The organism is uncultured Desulfosarcina sp. (assembly GCF_963664155.2).
Taxonomy (GTDB): Bacteria; Desulfobacterota; Desulfobacteria; order Desulfobacterales; family Desulfosarcinaceae; genus Desulfosarcina.
Window position 1 is genome coordinate 2,026,107 of the sequence record NZ_CAXXXH010000001.1, and the last position, 20,986, is coordinate 2,047,092.

17 protein-coding genes are annotated in these 20,986 nt (G+C 42.1%); 7 read left to right on the top strand and 10 right to left on the bottom strand.

What is annotated here, in order from left to right; translation table 11 throughout:
* Positions 1–94: 94 nt before the first annotated feature.
* From ACHZBS_RS09275 to ACHZBS_RS09295, 5 genes are all read left to right on the top strand, one after another.
* Positions 95–262, top strand: coding sequence for a hypothetical protein (locus ACHZBS_RS09275; RefSeq protein WP_319406214.1), 168 nt, complete (start codon positions 95–97; stop codon positions 260–262).
* Positions 262–2,559 (top strand): phage/plasmid primase, P4 family, encoded by a 2,298-nt coding sequence (locus tag ACHZBS_RS09280; RefSeq protein WP_319406215.1) that lies wholly within the window; start codon positions 262–264, stop codon positions 2,557–2,559. Before ACHZBS_RS09275 ends, ACHZBS_RS09280 begins: the two co-directional genes overlap by 1 nt.
* An 810-nt stretch (positions 2,560–3,369) precedes the next feature.
* Positions 3,370–3,540: a hypothetical protein gene (locus tag ACHZBS_RS09285; RefSeq protein ID WP_319406216.1), complete on the top strand. Its 171-nt coding sequence runs from the start codon at positions 3,370–3,372 to the stop codon at positions 3,538–3,540.
* Complete coding sequence (locus ACHZBS_RS09290; protein ID WP_319406217.1) at positions 3,533–4,510, top strand: hypothetical protein; 978 nt, start codon at positions 3,533–3,535, stop codon at positions 4,508–4,510. The genes ACHZBS_RS09285 and ACHZBS_RS09290 overlap by 8 nt, the downstream gene beginning before the upstream one ends.
* A 193-nt stretch (positions 4,511–4,703) precedes the next feature.
* A complete protein-coding gene (locus ACHZBS_RS09295; protein ID WP_319406218.1) occupies positions 4,704–4,889 on the top strand; it encodes a hypothetical protein in 186 nt (61 codons plus the stop codon).
* A gap of 641 nt (positions 4,890–5,530) precedes the next feature.
* Here ACHZBS_RS09295 and ACHZBS_RS09300 read toward each other — a convergent pair.
* The 6 genes from ACHZBS_RS09300 to ACHZBS_RS09325 form a co-directional block, all read right to left on the bottom strand.
* A complete protein-coding gene (locus ACHZBS_RS09300) occupies positions 5,531–7,195 on the bottom strand; it encodes a carbamoyltransferase C-terminal domain-containing protein (protein ID WP_319406219.1) in 1,665 nt (554 codons plus the stop codon).
* A 24-nt stretch (positions 7,196–7,219) separates the two neighbouring features.
* The gene (locus ACHZBS_RS09305; RefSeq protein WP_319406220.1) at positions 7,220–9,430 is read right to left on the bottom strand and encodes a family 16 glycosylhydrolase; all 2,211 of its coding nucleotides are present in this window, start codon (positions 9,428–9,430) and stop codon (positions 7,220–7,222) included.
* Complete coding sequence (locus ACHZBS_RS09310) at positions 9,427–10,368, bottom strand: glycosyltransferase (protein ID WP_319406221.1); 942 nt, start codon at positions 10,366–10,368, stop codon at positions 9,427–9,429. Before ACHZBS_RS09310 ends, ACHZBS_RS09305 begins: the two co-directional genes overlap by 4 nt.
* Positions 10,369–10,417: 49 nt before the next feature.
* Complete coding sequence (locus ACHZBS_RS09315) at positions 10,418–10,654, bottom strand: hypothetical protein (protein ID WP_319406222.1); 237 nt, start codon at positions 10,652–10,654, stop codon at positions 10,418–10,420.
* Entirely contained in the window at positions 10,638–12,971 is a 2,334-nt protein-coding gene (locus ACHZBS_RS09320) for a hypothetical protein (RefSeq protein ID WP_319406223.1), read from the bottom strand. The genes ACHZBS_RS09315 and ACHZBS_RS09320 overlap by 17 nt, the downstream gene beginning before the upstream one ends.
* A 344-nt stretch (positions 12,972–13,315) precedes the next feature.
* The gene (locus tag ACHZBS_RS09325) at positions 13,316–13,648 is read right to left on the bottom strand and encodes a helix-turn-helix transcriptional regulator (RefSeq protein WP_319406224.1); all 333 of its coding nucleotides are present in this window, start codon (positions 13,646–13,648) and stop codon (positions 13,316–13,318) included.
* 165 nt (positions 13,649–13,813) lie between these two features.
* On the opposite strand from ACHZBS_RS09325, the gene ACHZBS_RS09330 reads away from it, so the two are divergent.
* Positions 13,814–14,857, top strand: coding sequence for a hypothetical protein (locus tag ACHZBS_RS09330; protein WP_319406225.1), 1,044 nt, complete (start codon positions 13,814–13,816; stop codon positions 14,855–14,857).
* A 75-nt stretch (positions 14,858–14,932) separates the two neighbouring features.
* A complete protein-coding gene (locus tag ACHZBS_RS09335) occupies positions 14,933–15,847 on the top strand; it encodes a hypothetical protein (protein ID WP_319406226.1) in 915 nt (304 codons plus the stop codon).
* 203 nt (positions 15,848–16,050) lie between these two features.
* Here ACHZBS_RS09335 and ACHZBS_RS09340 read toward each other — a convergent pair whose 3' ends face one another.
* From ACHZBS_RS09340 to ACHZBS_RS09355, 4 genes are all read right to left on the bottom strand, one after another.
* Entirely contained in the window at positions 16,051–17,109 is a 1,059-nt protein-coding gene (locus ACHZBS_RS09340) for a hypothetical protein (RefSeq protein WP_319406227.1), read from the bottom strand.
* 5 nt (positions 17,110–17,114) lie between these two features.
* The gene (locus ACHZBS_RS09345) at positions 17,115–18,815 is read right to left on the bottom strand and encodes a hypothetical protein (RefSeq protein WP_319406228.1); all 1,701 of its coding nucleotides are present in this window, start codon (positions 18,813–18,815) and stop codon (positions 17,115–17,117) included.
* A complete protein-coding gene (locus tag ACHZBS_RS09350) occupies positions 18,787–20,046 on the bottom strand; it encodes a hypothetical protein (protein ID WP_319406229.1) in 1,260 nt (419 codons plus the stop codon). The genes ACHZBS_RS09345 and ACHZBS_RS09350 overlap by 29 nt, the downstream gene beginning before the upstream one ends.
* A 285-nt stretch (positions 20,047–20,331) precedes the next feature.
* Entirely contained in the window at positions 20,332–20,496 is a 165-nt protein-coding gene (locus ACHZBS_RS09355; protein ID WP_319406230.1) for an HU family DNA-binding protein, read from the bottom strand.
* Positions 20,497–20,986 lie beyond the last annotated feature (490 nt).

Sequence of the window (20,986 nt, forward strand, 5' to 3'; positions counted from 1 at the left end):
CATACTCGAACTAAACTGTCTGTTTTTACAGAACTAAACAATACAAATGCAATCATCATTGCATCATATTTCATTTTAATAAGGAGGATTTCAAATGAGAAGAAAACAATTTTCAAAATCACTGACCATTGCATTGCCGCCGGACCACTTCGAAGAAATAAAGCGGATAACCGATGACCAGCAGATCAGTATTGCCCAGTGGGTCCGGGAAGCGGTGGCAGCGGCACTCCCAACAAATCAACCAAAGGAGGAAGATATGTAATGTATCCACAAAACATGATCACAGACAAACAGCGGTACCAAAAAGCAGCAACACTATTTTTCAACATTTTGTTCGCAGAATCATTGCGGAACGGTTGTGGCGAGATCCAAATTGACGGTTTTTACAATGGCCCGAAATATCGATCCTACCACAATAATATTCAAGATGCAGTGAATGCAGCATATCAAGCATGTCAGCAGGGCCTGGAAGTCTATTTTGGCATCAACCCGCGCGTTGGCCAAGCAAGCGGAGAGAAAAATATCCACTACCTGTCGTCTTTTCATGCTGAGGTCGATTATGGGCAAGCTGGCCACAAAAAAAAGCCAGAATATGATACATATGATGATGCACTCGCCGCTATCATAGCATTTGAAATCCCGCCGACCATCGTAATCCACAGCGGTGGCGGATTTCATTGCTATTGGGTATTGAATACTCCGGCAAATGTCTCAGAAATAGGCCTAAATAACCTTGAGAACGTCAATCGAGCGATTTTGGTGAAAATCCATGCCGATGTTGGGACACACAATATCAATCGCATATTGCGCGTTCCTGGGACATTCAACTTCAAACTCCCTGGCAATCACCGACCTGTTGACATTGTAATGGATTCGGGGCCGACCTATGAGTTGAATACGTTCAGGCCCTTCATGGATTTCCAGTCCAAACCCAAATCGAAAAAGACATCTGCATCAACTGATCCCGTCATTGGTTCCTCAGAATGGGATCAGGATATATCCTCACTGCCAGTATCTCCGAAAATCAAATCGCTGATCATCAATGGAAACGATGGATCATACCCATCCCGAAGCGAAGCGGATCAGGCGGTCATCACGGTTTTGTTCAACAAGGGAATGGATTTCGCTCAAATCAAGGGCATCTTTGAGAATTACCGGATCGGCGATAAATATCGGGAGCATTCATCTCCGGATGACTATCTGAAACATAACATTGAAAAGGCAAAGGAATTTTCGAATCTCGCTGAAGAAGAGCGCCAGGATCCGCTGTTCATCTCCGGAGCTATCCATAAGAGTGACAATGGCAAATATTCATTGAAAATCGTTTCCTTCCAGGAATTCATGTACAAAAAGCACATGCTGAAATTCCTGGAAAAGGAACAGGCCTGTTTTCGCTATAATGGTAAATGCTATGAACAGGTCAGCGATTATCGATTGAATAATATTTGTCAGATGGAGTTGGGACCATATCGAGAACTATTTACGCCTTCGATGAAGACCAATTTTATTCATTATGCGATTGGTAATGATCTTGTTGATACAGAGAAAGCCTACAAAGACCAGGTCCGATATTTAACGATGCAAAATGGTCTATACGATCTTTCGACATATGAGCTTATCGGGCACGACTCGAAAATTTTCACGACCAATCTGCTGCCCTATGATTACGATCCCGAAGCTGAATGCCCTCGGTGGCTGCAATATCTGGATGAAGTGTTCATGGGCGATGCTGATACTATCTTATTCATTCAGGAGGCAGTCGGATACGCATTCCATAAGGCAATACCAAAGGCGGTCATCTTCTTTTTAGTTGGTGATGGGGGCAATGGAAAATCCGTCTTCATCGATGTGATCAGCGGCTTATGCGGCAAGGAAAACGTTTGCAATATCAGCCTGAACCGATTGAATGATGAAAGATACCTGCCTGAGCTGTTCGGTAAAATGATCAACGTGTCCGGTGAAACGCCCAATGCCAGATGCATGAATACGGATCTGATCAAGGCTGTGGTTGCTGGTGATTGGGTCACCGGCCGTGAATTGTACAAGAGGCCAACGAGTTTCCAACCATTTACCAAGCACTTTCTGGGTATGAACATTCTTCCGGAAATTGAAGACAATACCCATGGCATGTGGCGTAGAATCCATGTCGTCGATTTCCCACGCAAATTTTCTGAGAATGAGATGGATGTCGAATTGACGAACAAACTCATTCTTGAACTGTCTGGAATCTTTAATTGGGCGCTTGAAGGATATAAACGATTGAGAGATCAAAGTTTCATTTTCAGTGAAAGCCCGTCGATGCGCAGATCAAAAAGTCGATATAGGCAAAACAACAGCAGTGTGATCGACTTTGCTGAATCAAAGTTTACAAAAATATTTGGCGGAATTGATTCAGTTCCATTTAAAGATGTGTATTCATGCTATCAAGATTTTTGTTCGACAGAGGGTTTAAAGCGTACGCTATCGAAAAAAGAATTTCGAGCAGGACTTGAATCGGAGGGATATCGAATTGAAAACTCTAGTAAACATTCGAACCAATTAAGGATATTTTCTGAATAAACAGAATATAGGAATTGGTGAAATAAAGGGATTATTTTGAACATTCATGTTTGGGATAGTCCCTTTTCTTTTGAAGTCTATAATCTAATATCATGAGTGAAATAAAAAGATCTCTTTTCCCAAAGTTGCCTGCTGCTATAAACTAATAATACCCAAGAAATAGATTAGAAAAATTAAAATGGATTATATTGCTTTTAATCCCATAAATAAACTGATTACACCATCTTACAACGAAAATTAAAAAATTAACGTAATTCTTATCCCAAAGACTAAGAAGAAATAAAAATACAAATATATATAAAAGCATATATAAAGAATAAAAGTTGGAAATTGCGTTAATTTTTTAATCTTGGGGTTACTCAATTGTTTTTATTCTAATTATTAGATTAAAGCATGTTTTACAGAAAATCATTCGTTTTTAATCTTATCGATTTAGTATCCAATCTCGCAGCAGCTAAATGCAGGTTATCATATTTTTATCCTTAGATTATTAGCAACAGACATTAAATTGTTAAGCAGCAGCTCCTTTGGGGAAAGCAACGCTTTCCATTCCTCTATTAATACCCTCATATAATGGTTTTTATTCGAATCTTATATCATAATATTAAGTGATAGAGTTTTCGCTCATATCGAGCTAATAGACCATCTTAGCAATAAAAATTTCCCCATCCGGTACAAGCATTTTTTCATCCATAGTACAAACCCACATAATTCATATTAAATTATGCAAGTTATGAACTGAATCCAATTGCTCTATTAAATGAGAACAAAATATAAATGATATAAAATCCATCAAGGAGGAAATGTAAAATGAGAAAACGATTGTACACGCGTAATGTTGGGGTGTTGCTTACAGAGGATAGTTATCAACAATTAGTCAGTATCACTGATGAACTGGAAGTCACAGTATCAGGTTATATTCGCGATTTAGTAATTGAAAATTTAAAAGCAGGAATTAAAAAGGAGAAAGATAATGGATAACGTAAAAAGCAAATATAATGTGGATGAAATGTTAAAAACCTTTTCAGAGGACGAGAATTTAAGGCAGTTCTTGAAAAAATACGAAATCGCTGTACCTACAGATTTTATAAGCAAGAAATATTGTCATAAGGATGATAAACGCTGCATAGTAATTACAGATGCTAGGGAAGAAAATTTCAGTCATAGTACAAGAATAATGATAGATCTAAAATTGGGATCGCCAACCGTCAATCAAGTTTATGAAGCTCTATATGATATTGGCAAAGACTGTGATATCAAAATAATCTGCTTCACAAACGATAGCAATGATATCGATGACGGAATACCTGTTGCTGATGAATATTTAGTCGCAGGGATTATTGGTGAAATGCAAAATCATAACGTACCTATTCTATTGTTTTCGATTGACCATGATACATTAAAAGAAAAATATATTGAATATTATCAAAATTGGCATGCAGTTAATCGCTTAAAGGATTATCGACTACCATCGAAAGAAAAATTTATGGAAGATACTTTTTGGGGTGTTTATTTTGATTCATATAATTTTACTTTTTATGAGCCATGGAATGCATTTAAAGGTTGCTATAATGAAAATGGAAATAACAATTACATTATCTATATTGATAGTATTTTCTATGGAGAGATAAGACTACTATGGGATGAAAATGGTGTACGATTTGAAGCGAAACAAATCACTGAATCAGAAGAATTTATGAAAAAGGTTCTGGATGTCATTATGCAAGATCTAAAAAACAAATATGGTGATGATTCCGTTGAGTTTGAAAATGTAGTTGGGCGACTGCCAAGACTGTATATCAAGTTTTCTGACAAACCATTTAACTGGCTGTTTACTGCTACTCCAAGGCAGATTACCGAGTTTGCGGAAAAAATGTATCATGACGCATGGGGATTACGTTGGATGATTGAAGGCACTATTGAAAAACTGTATGAAAAGGTACCTGCTTAACTTGACTGGCAGTGCTCGATAATTCAGAATCTTCTGGGGTTCAAGTTTATGGATCCCAGATCAATTTGTTTTGGGGATCAATTGTTTCAGGAATTCAATGACATACTGTCGGTCGATAGAATCGGCGTTATAAATTAACAATAAAATGGGTGCATCTGTGACTGGGTGCATCCATCAAAAGGAGATAAAGATCATGGGTACGAAATATTGTCCTGTTTGCAAGGAAGTCGTTGATGCAAAGGTTCTTGGAAGATATTCGCAGGTGGAGTTCATGGGGATTCCGGTCAAGCGACGGAAAATAATCCATCTGGAGGAAGACGGTGGATGTGGGCATGAATGGTATACCGTCGAGATCGCCGAGGAAGTCCTGGAGTTATAGTTGATTGCGATGGGGATGGAATCAATAGATGCTGGCCGCCTGCAAAATCATTGTTGGGTGGCCAGTTTCATAAAGCGCTCATGATAACCATTTTACTTTTGAAAACCGTTCTTGTTTCTTTGGATTTAGGGCGATCGCGGGATAAAAATCGATTTTCCACTGAAAACGAAAAGCGGTTTTACTCAGCGACCGGAAATTTTTAGAAAAGAGGATTTCACATATGCACAACACTTACACAATAGCCAGCAAAACATACATCGACCTGGACCAGCCAGAGATTTATCAGCGGTTCATGCGGGGATATCTTGAGTTGCTTCGAACGAATCTCCAACAATACAAGTTCATGGATCAAAATGGCAATTTACGGGAAATCCGATATTCATGCGGCCAAGACCATGACCCTCGAAACTCAAACTGGAAACCCTTTCAGTATCTGGAGCAATGCTGTCGCAAATTTGGATACGACGACATGGAGGCGCGGGATGTCATTGAGGAGCGAATTGGCCGGCGGTTGGAGTGCGAGTGTCAGTTGTTGGGTGGGTAGCGGGTGTGTTTAGGTGAAAACTGCAACACCGAAAATAATATCCGTACAGATCACGGATTTTTGCTCAGGAACCCCGTTCTCGCTGCAACTAAAATTCTCATTTTGAGAATTGGTTTTGTAGAGTTTCCGGTACCTTCTTCGTTGAGCCAGCTATAGTATTTGGCATCCTCAGATACGCCTGATAATTTGTCGATGACTTCAACATATAGCTTCGCCCTTCAATTGCAAAGCCATCTAAATTGTGCTCTATCGTATAGGCCGAGAGATCGGCTATGTTGTTTATAAACCCCCTTCCTTTGAAATTTAGAGAGGTATTACACAAGACGCCGTAACCGGTACGTGCCTTGAACGCCACGAGCAGCTCATACAAATGGCCGTTAGTCACAGGAGACACCGTTTGAATGCGTGCCGTCCCATTGACATGTGTCACCGCAGAAAGCGCATCCGTAGAAACGAGCTGCGTGTAAAGCATGAATGGGCTCGGGTGATTGCAGCCGAACCATCTTACAGCATCTTCTTCGAGGCAGACGGGCGCAACCGGACGAAACTGTTCGCGCTGTTTAATTTCATTCAGCCGCACCCTAGTGCTATCCTGGAATGGCGAAGCAAGAATCGAACGATTTCCCAATGCGCGTGGTCCGATTTCGTATTTTCCATTTACCCATCCGATGATCAGGTTGCTATCCAGCATGTCGGCAATTATTGCGTAGTTAGTTTCGTACTCATCAAATAAAGATGCGTCGAATGCGTCATTGAATATAAACTCAAGACCAGAGTAGACATTCCAATCTATCTTAGGGTTCCCTGTAAAATGGAACTGCGCGTCAATCGCCGTGCCGATCGCCGAGCCTGAATCGTTGGCAACAGGTGGCACAAATACCTCGGAAAAAAGATTGGTCTCCTTCCACTTCGTGTTCCAGTCACAATTTAGTCCGCAGCCCCCAGTGATTAACAACGGCATGCCTCTCTTCATGTTCGACTCGGCAAATTGATAAAAACGATCGAATATTTTGTTGCTGACAATACCTGCGAAATTACGAAACTCAGGGTCATCCAGCCCTACGTTGTAGTGTCGGCAATGCCTTAACACCTCACACTCCTTCGGCTTTAGGTGTAGGCAATCCTGCATGAGAAACGCGATTATTTCCTCCTCTTCATCCGAAGGCTTGCTTCTCTTCGAAAATGAAGCCAAAGCCATGAGTTTCCCCGCGTCAGAAAATCGAGAGAATTCTGCTACACTTTTATCAAAGGTAGGGTCAGCCAGGCCGTAAAGCAGTGCATAGCGATGTCCAGGTTCAGGCATCACATCGGCGAGTTTTGAAAGGTTCAACTCGGAATCGATTTCGTAGAATGAGCCGATCACTCCTTCCCAAAGTAATGCATAGCACTGGGTTCCCTTGGGCAGATTCGACATGCCAAAAGCACAGAGAAGATGGGAACGTTCGTGGGAAGATGAGAAATATTCAACCATCTTCCCTAATAAGCGTTTTTGACCAACTATAATGTCGCTGTTGCTGACGCCATGGTATCCAGCAAGGACTTGTTGCTCAGAAAAATGCGTGTCGCTAAACGACCAGCCACCTCTACAAAGCACATCGGGAACTTCTTTGAGTTCACCGAGAACGTTGAACACATCCGGAACGGACAGTGGTGAGTATCGATAACGGGAGTGTTTCTCAGCCTCAATTGAGACTACTAAATTACCATCCTCAAGATAAGCAAATGCGCCATCGTGGCCCGGGTTGAATGATAGAATTTTCATTATGATAGCTGCCTCGTGTTAAAGCTACCCAGCCGAACTTGACAGGGGTAGATCATCGGTCCCGGGTAAGGAAATAACGGAATTCGCCTCCAAAGCGATCGATCCTACTATTGTGGTTGCTGGGAGCCGTCGGTTGTTGATCCGCCCGGCAAGTTTGGAGGAACGAGATAGCCAACTGTTGACATGGGGCTTCATTGGAAGGTGCGGGATTGGTGTCGGATCCCAAATCGCGCGCCTATGGACCAAATTTTCGTCAACTAACCAGCGGATCTCGCACGGGCTCCATTCAATTGCGAAGCGGTGGCTTGCTTTAGACGCGTCAAACCCGAGTTCTATATAGCTTGGAGCACCTCTATAGCCATAGTCAAAGTTTGCTCCTTCGTCACCTGGGTTGTAGAAGACATTGACCAAGAGGCGGTCTGGTCGATTCCCCGCGATCTCGATATCTATTTCCTGTCGTGGTGAGTTACGGTGGAGAAAGAATCCGGTGACCACACCGGGCACATTTGATGCTTGGATGGTCGCTTCGAATTTTCCGAACAAGTATTGGTCCCGACTGCACAACGAAGCGGCGGTATAGTCTCGAACTCCGAGAGGCTCCCTTTTAACGGAAAGCAAAGCCCCGATTCCAGAACTGAACTCGACGTTTGAGGGGCGAAACAGCGCCAAATTGTCCGTAAAAGTATCGCTTCTTAGAAGCCAGCGTCTCGTGTCGAAAAATTCAAAACAGTCGGTGATTCTAACGAACGTTCCAGTGTCCGTCTGCCCATCCTCTGCCGGGACAGAGCTAATTCCTTGCCACCACTTACGGGGCTCAACGACCCATGGCGACTTATCACGTTTAGGGATTTTGCACTTTAGGACTTGGTCCGCTTCAATGGTTCCGTCGAGAATTGGTCTTTGACCAAGGTCCTTCAGCGCAGGGTAGGAGCAGGTGGGCGGCGCACATCTGAGGTGTTCGCAAACGACTTGCCATCTATTCGATCCCTCTGAATGAAGAACAGCGATGTCGGCACCATTGAAGTCGTCCTCAACACTGAGGAAAGTGCCTTCTGCAGTGATACCCTTGGCTGCGGTAAGAATAAACTTTGCCTTCGGGTAGAGACAACGGAGTTCCCTGACGCTGGCGTCCAAAGATCCTATGTTTACATATGCGTCAAAAATCCGATCGCTTCTTCCCTCAAGAAGCCGTTCTAGTTCAGAAGCTGGTAATTTTCGGAGATCACTGCAACATCTGTATCCTATCATGGACAAAGCCATTGCAAGCGATGAATGGCCGGAGCCCTCAGGCCCAAAAGCAAACACTGGTTGTTCAGTTGGGCGGATGTTAAATAGAGATGCTCCTTCACTAGAGATCGCGCCAATTGTAGTGAGAGTGGGAAGTATTGAATATGAGTTGGTAGATATCGAGTCGCGTCTTTGGCTAATAAGAGCCCGTTTAGTTGCTCGTACATCCAGCACTTTGAACTGGTGATTTATCCAGAGGTCAATAGGACCACGACAAGGAAGTAGGCGAAGGAGTTTCTCAGCACCCTCGTGGGAAAGAACATATCCGGACAGATACCAGAGACCGCGTACTGGGCGAAATACGCTGCTTGAAAGAAAGGTTTTTGGTGCACCGTGTTTCACTTCGATATACGACACATAAAGAACGTCGAATCTGCCCTTCTTATCATATTCGACCGCGACTTCGTCCCACACCTGGTCCAGATATTTTGAAAACCCGGAATGAAACCATATATCGTCTTCAAGGATAAGTACGTACCCATGATTACTCGCCGCAACCCGCTTCCAAACATTAATGTGTGATTGAGCCACTGCAATCTCAGGTCGAGTCATTCGAATTGGAGTATTTAGTTGGAGACGCGTAGGAAGAGCTAATGGTTGAGGTTCTACAAAAAGCTGATCTCCAAGCGTATAGAATGGTTCAATGTCGGCATCATTAAATTGCTCCTGCGAGAATTCATTAGCATCGACGGCGACATGTCGTTCAGTCAAGCTCAAGAGTTCAGCTCCTGACGAGTCCAATATGTGACTGAGCTCTTGCTCCATCTTGGACCAGCGGCCCGGTTCACGATCGAGGTTGATGACATAGACCTTCTCGATCCCAGGACCTCTCTCCGCACATTGGACACCGAATGTTTGGCACTTCCGCCTCGGCAAGAGCCTCCGAAGAGTCAGCCAAAATCGGAAAGCGTGACCGACAACTGATAGTGGAGGGCGCGCCAAGTTCATCGATTCTCCGCGTGCCGTGGGGTCCGATACGCTTGCTGATTCGAAAGTCTCCAGTTTCTCTTATCACTTCGGTAACTGAGTGGCCATTTACTGGTGGAAATCTTCTCCCAATCGTGCACAACGAGCAGCGCTTCCTCCGAGCAGCTTTCATCAACGACAGCTTCGAATATGGATCTGGTGAGGTTGCCGGGGCCAGTGGTTGCCTGGACTTCAGGCAACTCGCCTTTTGATTCTTGCTCAAGGGTTGTCGTAGCGTTCAGCAGTGCATGCTCTATAATAGGATGATTGGGAACCGAGATCAAAGGAGTGGTGTTAAAGTAGAAAATCCAGTTCAATTCGTTTGCCCCCGGATTGACAAAAACTGAGGGCGGAACCATCTGAGCTGTCGCAATATCGTAGCAGAACGGTTGAAGCTTCAATCGCCCATCTGTGAAGAGGTGATCGATTGTCGTTCCATGATAGACGTCATCAGCGTCAATATAGAAGCCCCCCTCTATGAAAAGGTAGGAGTAACGGAAGTAATCTGACTTCATTGAAGGGTGGTAGCACTTGTCAAATGCGCTCTCATATCGCGAGCCTAAGTGAATCCGGATAAATTCCCTCGCAGAGCTTTCGTCGAAAACCTGAAGCTTGAATCCGGATTGCTCGAGTTTCTTCCAGGACTCCATGCACTCCCTAACGTCCCGAGGCAATCGGCCAAGATCATCCCAGAATTGCACTATGCGTCTTGGAGGTGTGGTTAGTGCGGGCGCCCGGACTAGTTTATTGGATCGTTGCACCAACTCACGGACGAAATTGGAGCGAGCACGGTCGTCTTGTCCTAAAGGATCTGCTTCACTGGATTCGTGCACATTCGTGTAATCGTTCATTGTACGGGTGGCCTCCACAAGCGAAGGTTGCAAATAATAGGTGCAAATAGAGCAAAGCGGAATTTGCATCCGAGTTGATTTGCTTTGTTAGAGAGATAGGTCAGTGCCGGGGCTCACCCTAACCAGCATTTGCCTTCAATGTCTCTTTCGTGACTTTATTGATCTCGCTGACCATGTTGTTGATGCTCCGTATCTCTTCCTCCGTGAAGTCACCCTCAACAAGTGGTGCTTCAAGCTCACCATGTTCGATCAGTACCTTGATCATGTCCGTATAGATGAACTTGCGCTCATCACCATCGAATGACTGAAGAACTGTGATCTCCTCCTGGTCGTTTTTCCTAAACACTATTTTCATCTTCTCCTCTGAATCGTTTAAGGTTGTATTTTTTAACTCGCTTCTTGATTGATGACTTTCCGCCATCGGTGGTGGATGCTATCACATCCACAACATCGAGGTTTTCTATCTCACCCTCAAGTGGGCTCGAACGAATCGTCATGAACTTATCATCATTCCTGCACACAATCACATTCTGAGCATCGCCTAACATCGGTATCGTTGCGTTGTGTGAGACCAGGATGATCTGCCGTGCAGCCTTACACTTCTTGATTGCCTTTAGAAGACCCGTATTGATATAATTTGTCGCGAGATTGTCCTCTGGCTGATCAATGATCAGCGGAGCCGTGTCGGTTGCACATCCCAACACTAGGTCGAGTATCACCGATGTCTTCCACCCAGCGCTTAGCTGATCGAAGTCCTTTCCTTCGCTGGTGGTAATGCGGTATTTTTTCCGGTTCATCGCTTGGAATCGACTTAACACCTCACGATGAAGATCCGAGTAACTGGTGATATTCGGTGATCTCTTTCGGAATCCGGCGGATGACAGGGCCATAGCTGAAGGAGTGATTTCATTGAAGCTACGAATCTGACAATCGGACCGGAGGGTCTGGTTTAGAATCTCAATAAACTTGGCGGGAGAGAGCTCGAATGCATTCTCGATGAAAAGTCGGTGTCCCATGGACTCGACTACTCTGGTACTGCACGTGATGGAGAATTTTGCGATTCGGTCACGAGACGCGTAGAACACCCGATTGTACTTCATGTAGTTTCGAACCGCCCCCAGCAGCGTGCCGAACTGGTAACTTTTTGTCTTCGTTTCCCGGTTCTCGCGAGTCTGCAACTGATGTATCGCGTCAGCGTGCTCGATGATCACTCGACGGACGTCTGATTCAAAACGTGACGCAGATTGAGCCATATCAAGTTCTGCCTTCAACCCTTCTACGAGACTCTTGTCGTGGGCTACAAATGGGTTCGTCTTTAGGAAATTATCGATCTCCTCAAGGGCCTTCGTGTGCCTCTTGTGAGTGGGATCTGAATACTCAAAGGTTTCCACGGCTGAGTCAGTTGGCTTGAGGTATTTCAGGGGGTTACGTTTTATAAGCGTGGTCACCACAAGGCGAGACAGCACTGGGATTGTTTTCAAATCTTCTTCAATGGCTTCAATCTTCTCCGCGGCTTCCACCATTTGGCTGAGACTCTCACTCAGTTGGGCCAGTCCGTTATCAATCTCAGTCCTTTCGTCCTTATCTCCAGGAAAGAGCCTCCGCAGTAATCCGATGCTGTCAATCGTATTGTCGTGGTCTTTCTGATCACATACCTTGACGATGTAGTTTTGCTCCAGGAAGTGCGGAACCTGACCTGTGGGGCTATCAACTGAAATCTGGTCAACACCATATGCTATATAACTGCTGCCAGAAAAGTCCCCACGAAGCCTCCGATATACCGAATCGACGAACAGCGTCTTACCACTGGACGAACCCCCGATGACAACATTGAGCCCCGGCGTCAGAGCCGCATCGATATCCAGATAGTCATTCGATAACGATACGTGACGTATGAATTCAGCCCAAGTGTCTGGCCGGGTTCCGTAAACAAGCCGATCCGACTCCGACAGCGACAATCGAAGTCCATTGAAAGTCGGACTCGCTAACATCCACGTATGGACAAAGGGCTCTGCCTGCGATGACTTCGATTCTGGATACTTCTTCGGATTGTAATTGTCGGTCGAGGTGATCAGGTTGACGAACTCTGAGATCCCAAGCCGACGAAAGTAGTCGTGCGTACTATCCAAACCAGAGTTGCTGCGCGCAGTGAAACCGTCGAAGTGGTTGTAGTAAATGCTGCGCTCGATTGTGGTGTCAAACTGTACGCCCTTTGGAATCGACTTGTCGAAGGTGGAATGCGATTGGCCGCCGTGAGGAAGGAGAACGAATTCGTAAGCATCAAAGTGCTTTGCGATATCCTCGATGCTCGGAATCTGGTCGGAAGTGCACACGCTCTTTTTGGGATACAGCGTGTCAAGAACCACATTTAAAGAGTCGATGGTGTCTGCGTCGACTGAACTGCGAAAGAAGATGTGGCAGTGGTAGGGCGGCTCATCGCGGTAGTTGCGAACGTGCAATTCCGCCCCTATCAAAAGATGGGGAAACAAGGACGTGGCATGTAGGTAGGCCACCTTGTTTATGGTATTGTGATCGGTCAGCGAAATGAGACACGGCGATCCCATCGCGCATTCATGAACCTTCTCATGAAGCGTGGAAACGTCGTATGCGGCATTAAGTGTATCAGGGTTTTCCGAAGTGTGAATATGAAGGTCTATGTATATGGGTTCCAAAGGATTCGCCTCTCGGTCTTCTGTTCAAAGATTGCGCCCGCTCCTCGGCTGGCAGCCTGTGGTTTGGTCAGGCCGGTGGCGTATTTCAGGGCTTGGATTAGCTGGACCTTGTTCATCTGGTCGGCGCTCCTGATTGTGGTCTGCGTGGGAATGGAGAGTGGGGATCTTGGATAGGATAGACTCTTTGGGCGGATTATGTCAAGAAATTGATTAGTTATCGATGGTTTTTACGATATTCAGTACCACCGCAGATTTTCCACAGGCAACGTAGCTACAGGGCGTACGTAACGTCTGGCGGTTTTGTCTGCTGGGAGATTCCTTATAACTGACAGTATCGGCAGGGTTTATAACAATTCCTCCAAGAACAACCGCAGTTTTTTTACCTTGGCGTCGCTTTTCTGTCTGAACAGCTTTGTAATCTCCATGGTCACGGCCTCCCTGTCTTCAGAGACCTTTTCACCTTCCAGAAATGAAAAAAGCTCAGCTGGTGTGATTTCGAAAATTTCGCATAATTTCAGCAGGGTGCTTAGGGTCAGATTGACCAGCCCGCGTTCAATCTTCCCATAATACCTGAAGTTAATCCCCAGCTGCTCCACATCCTCCTGCCGCAGTCCCTTGGTTAACCGAGCCTGCTTAAACCGCAATCCCAACCGTTTTTTTACATCTTCAGGGTCCATTTATCTCCTCCATGGCTATTTATAGATGAAGGTGACAGGACCTTACAGGCTCATAAAGAGCGTAAATCTATTGAAAATTATCCCTATAGATGGTAATCGGCCGGATAGGAATATCGTTTGATCGCTGACCTTAATTGAAAAACGTCAATGAACAAGGAGGGTTAAATGATTCAGAAGCTTGAAAATGCGTTCCTCATCATTCTGATTACAGTATGTCTGACAATTTTTATAAGTGCTTCTTCCCTCTTCGCGCTTGATGTTAAGGGCCTTGCACAAGAGGAAGAGGAAGAAAAGGTCACGACTGTCGCCAAGGAAGTGGAATATACGAGGGAATGGTTTTTTGAGCATGTCCATAAAAAAATGGACTCCATTTTGGCAGAATATCCTGATTTTTCAAATTTTGCAGAAACAATGGACTTTTTCGATTTCCTGGATCTAACGGAATACGATCCGAACTACAATCAATGGGGAGATGGTTGGGGACCTGGAGATGTTAAGATGCTCCGGAAATTCTTGGTGAAGGATTATGGCCTCAATGAAAAAATTGAGATAGATACGGATGAATATGACGATATGCGCAGTTTGTTCGCAAAACTTGCCAAATATTATAGCTTCAAGAATGGACTGAAGGATTATCACACCAACGAAGAAAAACTCACGGCAGATATCCAACAAAGCATAAAAAGCCTATTCATGCATTTCAGACCGAGTTTGCCGGAAACAGAGAAAGATAAAGTGCTAAATTTTATTGGTGATTTCGATAAATTCTTGGAAACTTATTTCACCGAAAAGACCGCGATATTTATAGCGAACACTGAAAAAGCCAAGAAAGAACAGCAGGATCATATCGCATCTATCAAGTCAGGTAAAGAAGCAGTCGATACATTCGAAAACGCCAAGATTTATTACGATGCACAGAATGGGTTCAACCTTATACAAATGCCGCCGGTTAAGCCAACCATGAAATATTACTATGTTTCTGGGAAACTTGAGGCCAAAGATGGTGATCTTTTCATTGTTCAACGAGTTATCTTAGGTGATATTAAATACTTTGTATTTCAGTTAACTGCTTCTGCCGGTGAAAAGAATTTCAGAATAGGCGGTGAGCTGGAAATTCTGGGAAAATTTGTTGATTTGTACAAATACACAACGACTATCGGTACAGAAAAATATGCCCCGGTATTTGATGCGGTTTATGTAGAACCATAATCTTCACAACTACTACACATAGAGAGCAGGCAGCATTCAAGCGTCAACAATACCGGATGAAAGGAGCCCACGGATATGACAGATGAGAGCGGATTGTTGTGTCCAGTTGGAGTGGCGGAACTACCTTATTCGGAAAGACAATTGATCGTTATCGTCCCGGACGACGTCAAAAAAACCGAACTGGAGGCCATGCAGAAGGCCAGGCAGGAAGAATCCAAGGATAAATCCACCTCCTGGTGGAACTCCGCCATCGATGCAATCGCCCTGATCGCCCCCAGGATTACCGTCTATGGTCTTGGTGTTGAATTCGTGGTGGGCATTTATAAGGGCATTCAAAAACTCAGGCAAAAAGAGATCAATATCCAAACCGTCAGCTATTCCGATGCAAATGGGTTGGTTTTTCCTCCGGGGCATCCTCAGAAAAAATGCGTCTATGTCGGAAGTCCGGTTGATCCGCTGCACTATTTTTCACTCGCCGATTTCCATCGTATGACGCTCGAATCCAAATTTACGGAAATCGTCAATATCCTAATGGCATTGGGCGCTGAAACAATTCAAGCCGAGCGAGTGATCGGATGGGGTGCCGAAATATCTGCTAATGCCAAGGTATTGTCTGCCGATGATTGCGGAGCCAGCACCTCTCGTACTAACACCACGGAGAAATCGTTCCTGTTCGAAGCGAACCTGAATCCGGACGGCAATCCGCAGATGCCCGAAAAAGTCGCCTGGTATCCCTTTGAACCCACCTGGCAGATGATCAGTCAAGGCAGGCTGCATCATGGTCTCAGGAACTTTGCTCTGAACGTGACCTATCAGGAAAACTACGGAATCACCACCGACTTGAATGCTTCGGTCAAAGGCGAGGGATTGTCAATCGGAGGCCAGTTCACGGAACACCAGTCAACCATATGGAAAATCACCGGTCAATTTTCAGAACAAGGCGTGAAAAAAGCAGATGACCATACGACTGCCCCAACGAAACATACTTGACTACGTTTTACGGCTGTTCGGGAAAAGGCGTGCCATCGTCATGCCCAGGGAAGTGATTGGCGAAAGTGGACCCTATTCGACCATTGTGGCCCGCAAGGAATCCTTTTTCACCGCCCTTTTAAGGCCCAGGAATAGAAAACTGCCGGATGGTTTTGTGTATATGGAGGATTTCTACAAATCGGATACCAAAAAAAACAATGAAGTTAAAACTTTTTATCCTCATCTGTCTTTCTATGCGTTGACATGAGGTAATATTTTGCTATTGTTGCCGCTGATAAAGCTGCCAAAGGTTGTAAATCCTTCGTTGTTGATTTTTTGGAATCACCGAAATCAGACACCCCACGAAAAATAAGCCAAGGCATATTAAATTCTTTACATATACTCGCAAATCCGCTTCCTTCCATTTCAGCAGCACGGGTCTGTTCGTGATATTCCTTTTGCATTGAAGGAAGGGTCCCATCTACGATTAATTTTTCGCCTGAAAGAATAATTCCATGAAGATAATTAGGAAACCAGCTTTTGATCCTCTTAGTTTTTATGACTTGGTTTAATTCATCGACTTTTCCAGAAACATAATTTTGCCAGTTTAATGAATCAGGGTGAAAATATGACAAACTTCTCTCCATAAACGTATCTAAACGGTAAGCATTTGGCCGTTTTTCGAACTTTTTTTGAGTTTTTCTACCACTCTCATAATCAAGTATCATATCAGCAGCAATTACGTCTCCAATTTTAACTTTACTTTTTAAGCCGGCACAAATTCCAATTAGTATGCATAATTTACAATCAATCACTGAAAATAGTTTACTACATGCTCTAGCACAGGTTACATTCCCTGCGGATCCAATCATTGTTAAGCCGATTGAAATTTTGCCATCATTTTGTGAATCAATGGTTTTTTCCCAAATACGTAATCCATCAACTTCGTAATTTTCGGGTAAATCTTTGTCAATATCGAATGCTATTTTTGCCGCAAATAACTCAGGGATTTTAATGGTTACAACTAAAACATCTACTTTATGTTTTTTTTCAGGTTTAGTATTACGAAATAATTCGATTATTTCCTTAGAATTTGAAGGCATGAAAGATGGTAAAATATCGAGGAATAATCTTTTTCTGATGTCCTTAGATAAATTTCTTGATTTAGATTGCAAGTCTCTATAGAAAAGATTTTTTTGTTTTAACCTTTGTTCTTCCTTAATGCGGTATACTAAGGATTTGCAGCTTACTTCTGGATCCTCTTTGAAAGTTCTTTTTTCCATAGTTTTTATCGATAATTAAATGAATAAAAATTGCAACATTGTATACCGATCGGCTTTACCTGTTCTTCGTAAAAGTCAATAATTGAAAAATAACATAAAGGGTTTTTATTAAATTTCTTTACTAAATTAATCATTCCTTTTCTTGTAGTACCAGAAACATTAAATTCATCGAGTAAAATTAAATCTTTAATTGTTGTGTTAACTAATTGATTTCTCCATAGTTCATCAGAGGAAATAATATCATCAATATTATTGAGATCGGGCTCTATAAATTTTTCAATTATTTCTTTAGGAATTTTAATAACATCCATCCTCTTTATCGCTCTTAAATAATTAGAAAATGTTTCAGACCCTTTTTCAGCGGGGCAAACAATTATTGGTGATGATGGGCTTCCATGCAACAATGATTGTAAAATTTGATCAAATTTTAACGACAACCATGCTCCATTTTGATCAATAAAGTTTGGCAGGTCTGGTACAATATCGAGTGGAGATCTGTAGGATGGAGCATCTTCTTCATCTTTCCATCCTGCTTTTTCAACCATATCCCACATATCAAAACTGGTGAGCATATCATATGAATCGTTATCTGGATTTGTTTTTGGGATACCAATTTTACAAAGTGGGCAGTTTCCCTCTTTATAGAAAAAATTATCAACTTTAAGCAGATAATCTATTTTCAGAACTTCTTCATCCAACTTAAGGTTTCTTATACGATTCTTTGTATCGTGACAATCTGTGGTCATAATAGCAAGGACATTAACATTTGGTTTTTTATTTCCAAATATTAATTCTATAACTTTTATTAGGCTGTTCCCACTATAAACTGTCGGTAAAATTAGCATGGGTAGAGAATTGCTTTGATCTATACAAAAATCAAAGTTTGGTAAATCAGAAATATCGATACCATTTAAATCTTTTTCTGATATCCAAGTAACAACAGTATCTTTTAACCATGGAGAAATGGGCGCATAATAAAAAATATTTGGTTTTTCATTTTTTTGATACTTTTTCGAAATATACTGATTTAAAAGTTCGATTAATTCATCTTTGCAAAGTTCCCCATCATAATAATATCTAGTACATACTGAATCAGGATTTGGGCTGTCAAACTTTTTAAAGTGTCCAAATCTTTTAATCAATTTAAATTTTAAGAGTTCTAAAGGATCTTTTCTTATTTTTATTAGACGGATTTGATATTCATTTTCTCTATATTTTGGTATTTCAGACAAATATTCTTTATTTATTTTGCCATTTCCTATTAAAATGATTTTTTTTGCTTTAATATGTGAATTCAAATTAGTCCGGAAAGGATCTAAATCGGGGGGTAAATCTGAAAGAAGAATTATCACTGTGGCAGGCGTATCGATTTCTTTGAAATATACCTCGATTGCCTGAGAAAGGTGAATTAAAGCAGGACCTCGCAAAATACCATATTCAGGCATTGATAAATCAATGAGTAGAACGTTCGCTTCCTTCTGCCAAATTTTTCGACTATCATGGAATTTTGTGTAAAAATCATATGGAGATTGTGTTAATGATAAATCATCAACTGGTATTGTTGTATTTCCTTTACCACTTAAAATCTTACAATCATCTTTTGTAATAACTTGCGAAACCCATCTATAAAAATCAATAAATTGAGGAGTGACTATATCAGGTGTAGATTCTCCAATCCTAAAGGCCAACAGGGCTACATTCTTCATTGCGTTGAATTTCCTTCGGCTTTACAGTAGGAGCGTACGATCTAAAGATTGGAAGACGGATAGTTAACATGTTTCCTAAAAAGTTTGGTAAATATTCGCTATAATTCATAGCTTTTACTCGATAATCATAATTCTTTCCTGTTTTTTTAGGCGCTTTCTTTATATTAATAAATATGTTTTTTGTACGGTATGCTATTTCACCTCCAAAAATATATACTACGGCATTTACTAAAATATATAAACCCATACCAGGTCTGCTAAAAATTTTTGGGACTTCTACATCCCCATCATTATTATTTATTATGTTCTTACCTTCTATATCACAGGTTATACCTGGGAAACACTCCGTTAGTAATAATAATTCATCAGAGCAATTATTATCGGGAGAAAAATCTGACCCAATTGTTTTTTCATTTATCTTTTTTCCATTTGAATCTTTTAAAACAAAAAGATATTTTGTGAAAAACTCATCAGCCTGCGTTGATCGTATTTTTTTTCCAGCCTTAAGAGCATTACGTAGCGTGTCAATCATGCTAATACCATCATCCCAAATGATAATAGTGAAATGTCCTCTAATATTATTTCTCTTATCTCTAACTGGCTGAAAAAATGAAGATGTTTGAACTATTTTTGCATCAGGATGGCGAAGCGTATTTGTCAGAGCCTCAAAAATTATTCTGTTTGAAACATAGCTATCAGGTCCTTTTAAATGGTTATTTAATACCGACGAGATTAGCCTATCTTGCCATCTTCTGCATTCATCGAAAGCAACCTTTGGAGAAAAAATAATTGAATCTATCGAGTAGGTATTGAAAGAAAAAAAATTTTTACTAAGCAAACGTGTTAGTCTTTTGTCATAGATGATAGATTGTGAATACTTCATATTTTCGAGGGAAAAATCTTCCCCAAAATATTTATGATCTTCCTCAATTACTATTCTCGAGAAAGGTATTCCAGACGCTCGCTTTAATGCATTTGGGAAATCCCAAACTCTAAGAATATCCCTAACATCTTTAGAGAAAGGCAGTTTTATTTTTGTTATAAGGTTTTTTATAGCTCTTTGAGTTATAAAAGAAATGAGAAATGCCAATGTAGTAATTTCAATAAACGGACATGTTGAAAAATCAAACAGAAGTTTTTTGATACTCGCTTCTGAATTGTCATAAATCTCATTAATTTGTTTTTCAAGAAGTCCAACAGTTGCGGGTTCTTCTATTTTGATGGTCAACATTTTTGAGGCCTGATTCGAAAATATAAGATATTGAAAGAAGAATTAAAATTTCCATAATATCCTGTCAATTGTACAGAAAATTAGAATGAAAAATATTGCATATGGCTTTAGTCTCTTTAAGTCAATAGAATTAATTGAAAATATTGTACCACCGGTTAATGTGCTACACCATGTTGTATTAAAAATTATTTTTGCACAACATGGTGTATTTTTTAATTTTAAGTTTTTTTAAAAAATTAATCCAAAAATTTCACGAACAACCCAATTTGATACCAGCACTTTAGATCAACCATCTTTCTCAATCCCCTGCCCAGCTTTAAAAAAAGGCAACTTTTTGATAGCGAGTTCGTCGGCCATTCCATTGAAAAAAATGTCCACGACGGCTGCAGCTTGCGATTTGGAAAGGTCGGTGGCATCCTTCAATGCCTGGATCAGCTGGACCTTGTTCATGCGTATGGCGCTCCTGCTTTTTTGATTGTGGGGAATGGAGAGTGGGGATCAGGGGTAGGATAGACTTGATCGATGGATTTTGTCAAGATATTGATTGGTTAGGGATGGAATGACTATCGTTGCGGCGGTATTGGTCAGGGTGCACCCAATGGATAAATTAGATAAGGCCTTATTATGGCATTCGACCTTCCCCAACTCACTCATATCGAACCGTAAGACAGCATAATGGCGACCTGCGAACCATAATTGAATGACTAGTATCAGATTGGATTCAAATCAAGAATCCTGGGAGTGTTGGTTGGATGGAGTGGCGGAAAGCGCTGGGATAGAAAAATGACATGACAATCTCGTTTCCGGATCTTGGGATTAAAAGCCCTTGACTGCTTGTTCTAAATTTTGCGGTCAAAAACAGAATGAGGTTCTCCACAGCATCTTGCATATTTTTAGCGGTGGATTCGGAATGTCGTGGCCCTGCTTGAGACACCCCACT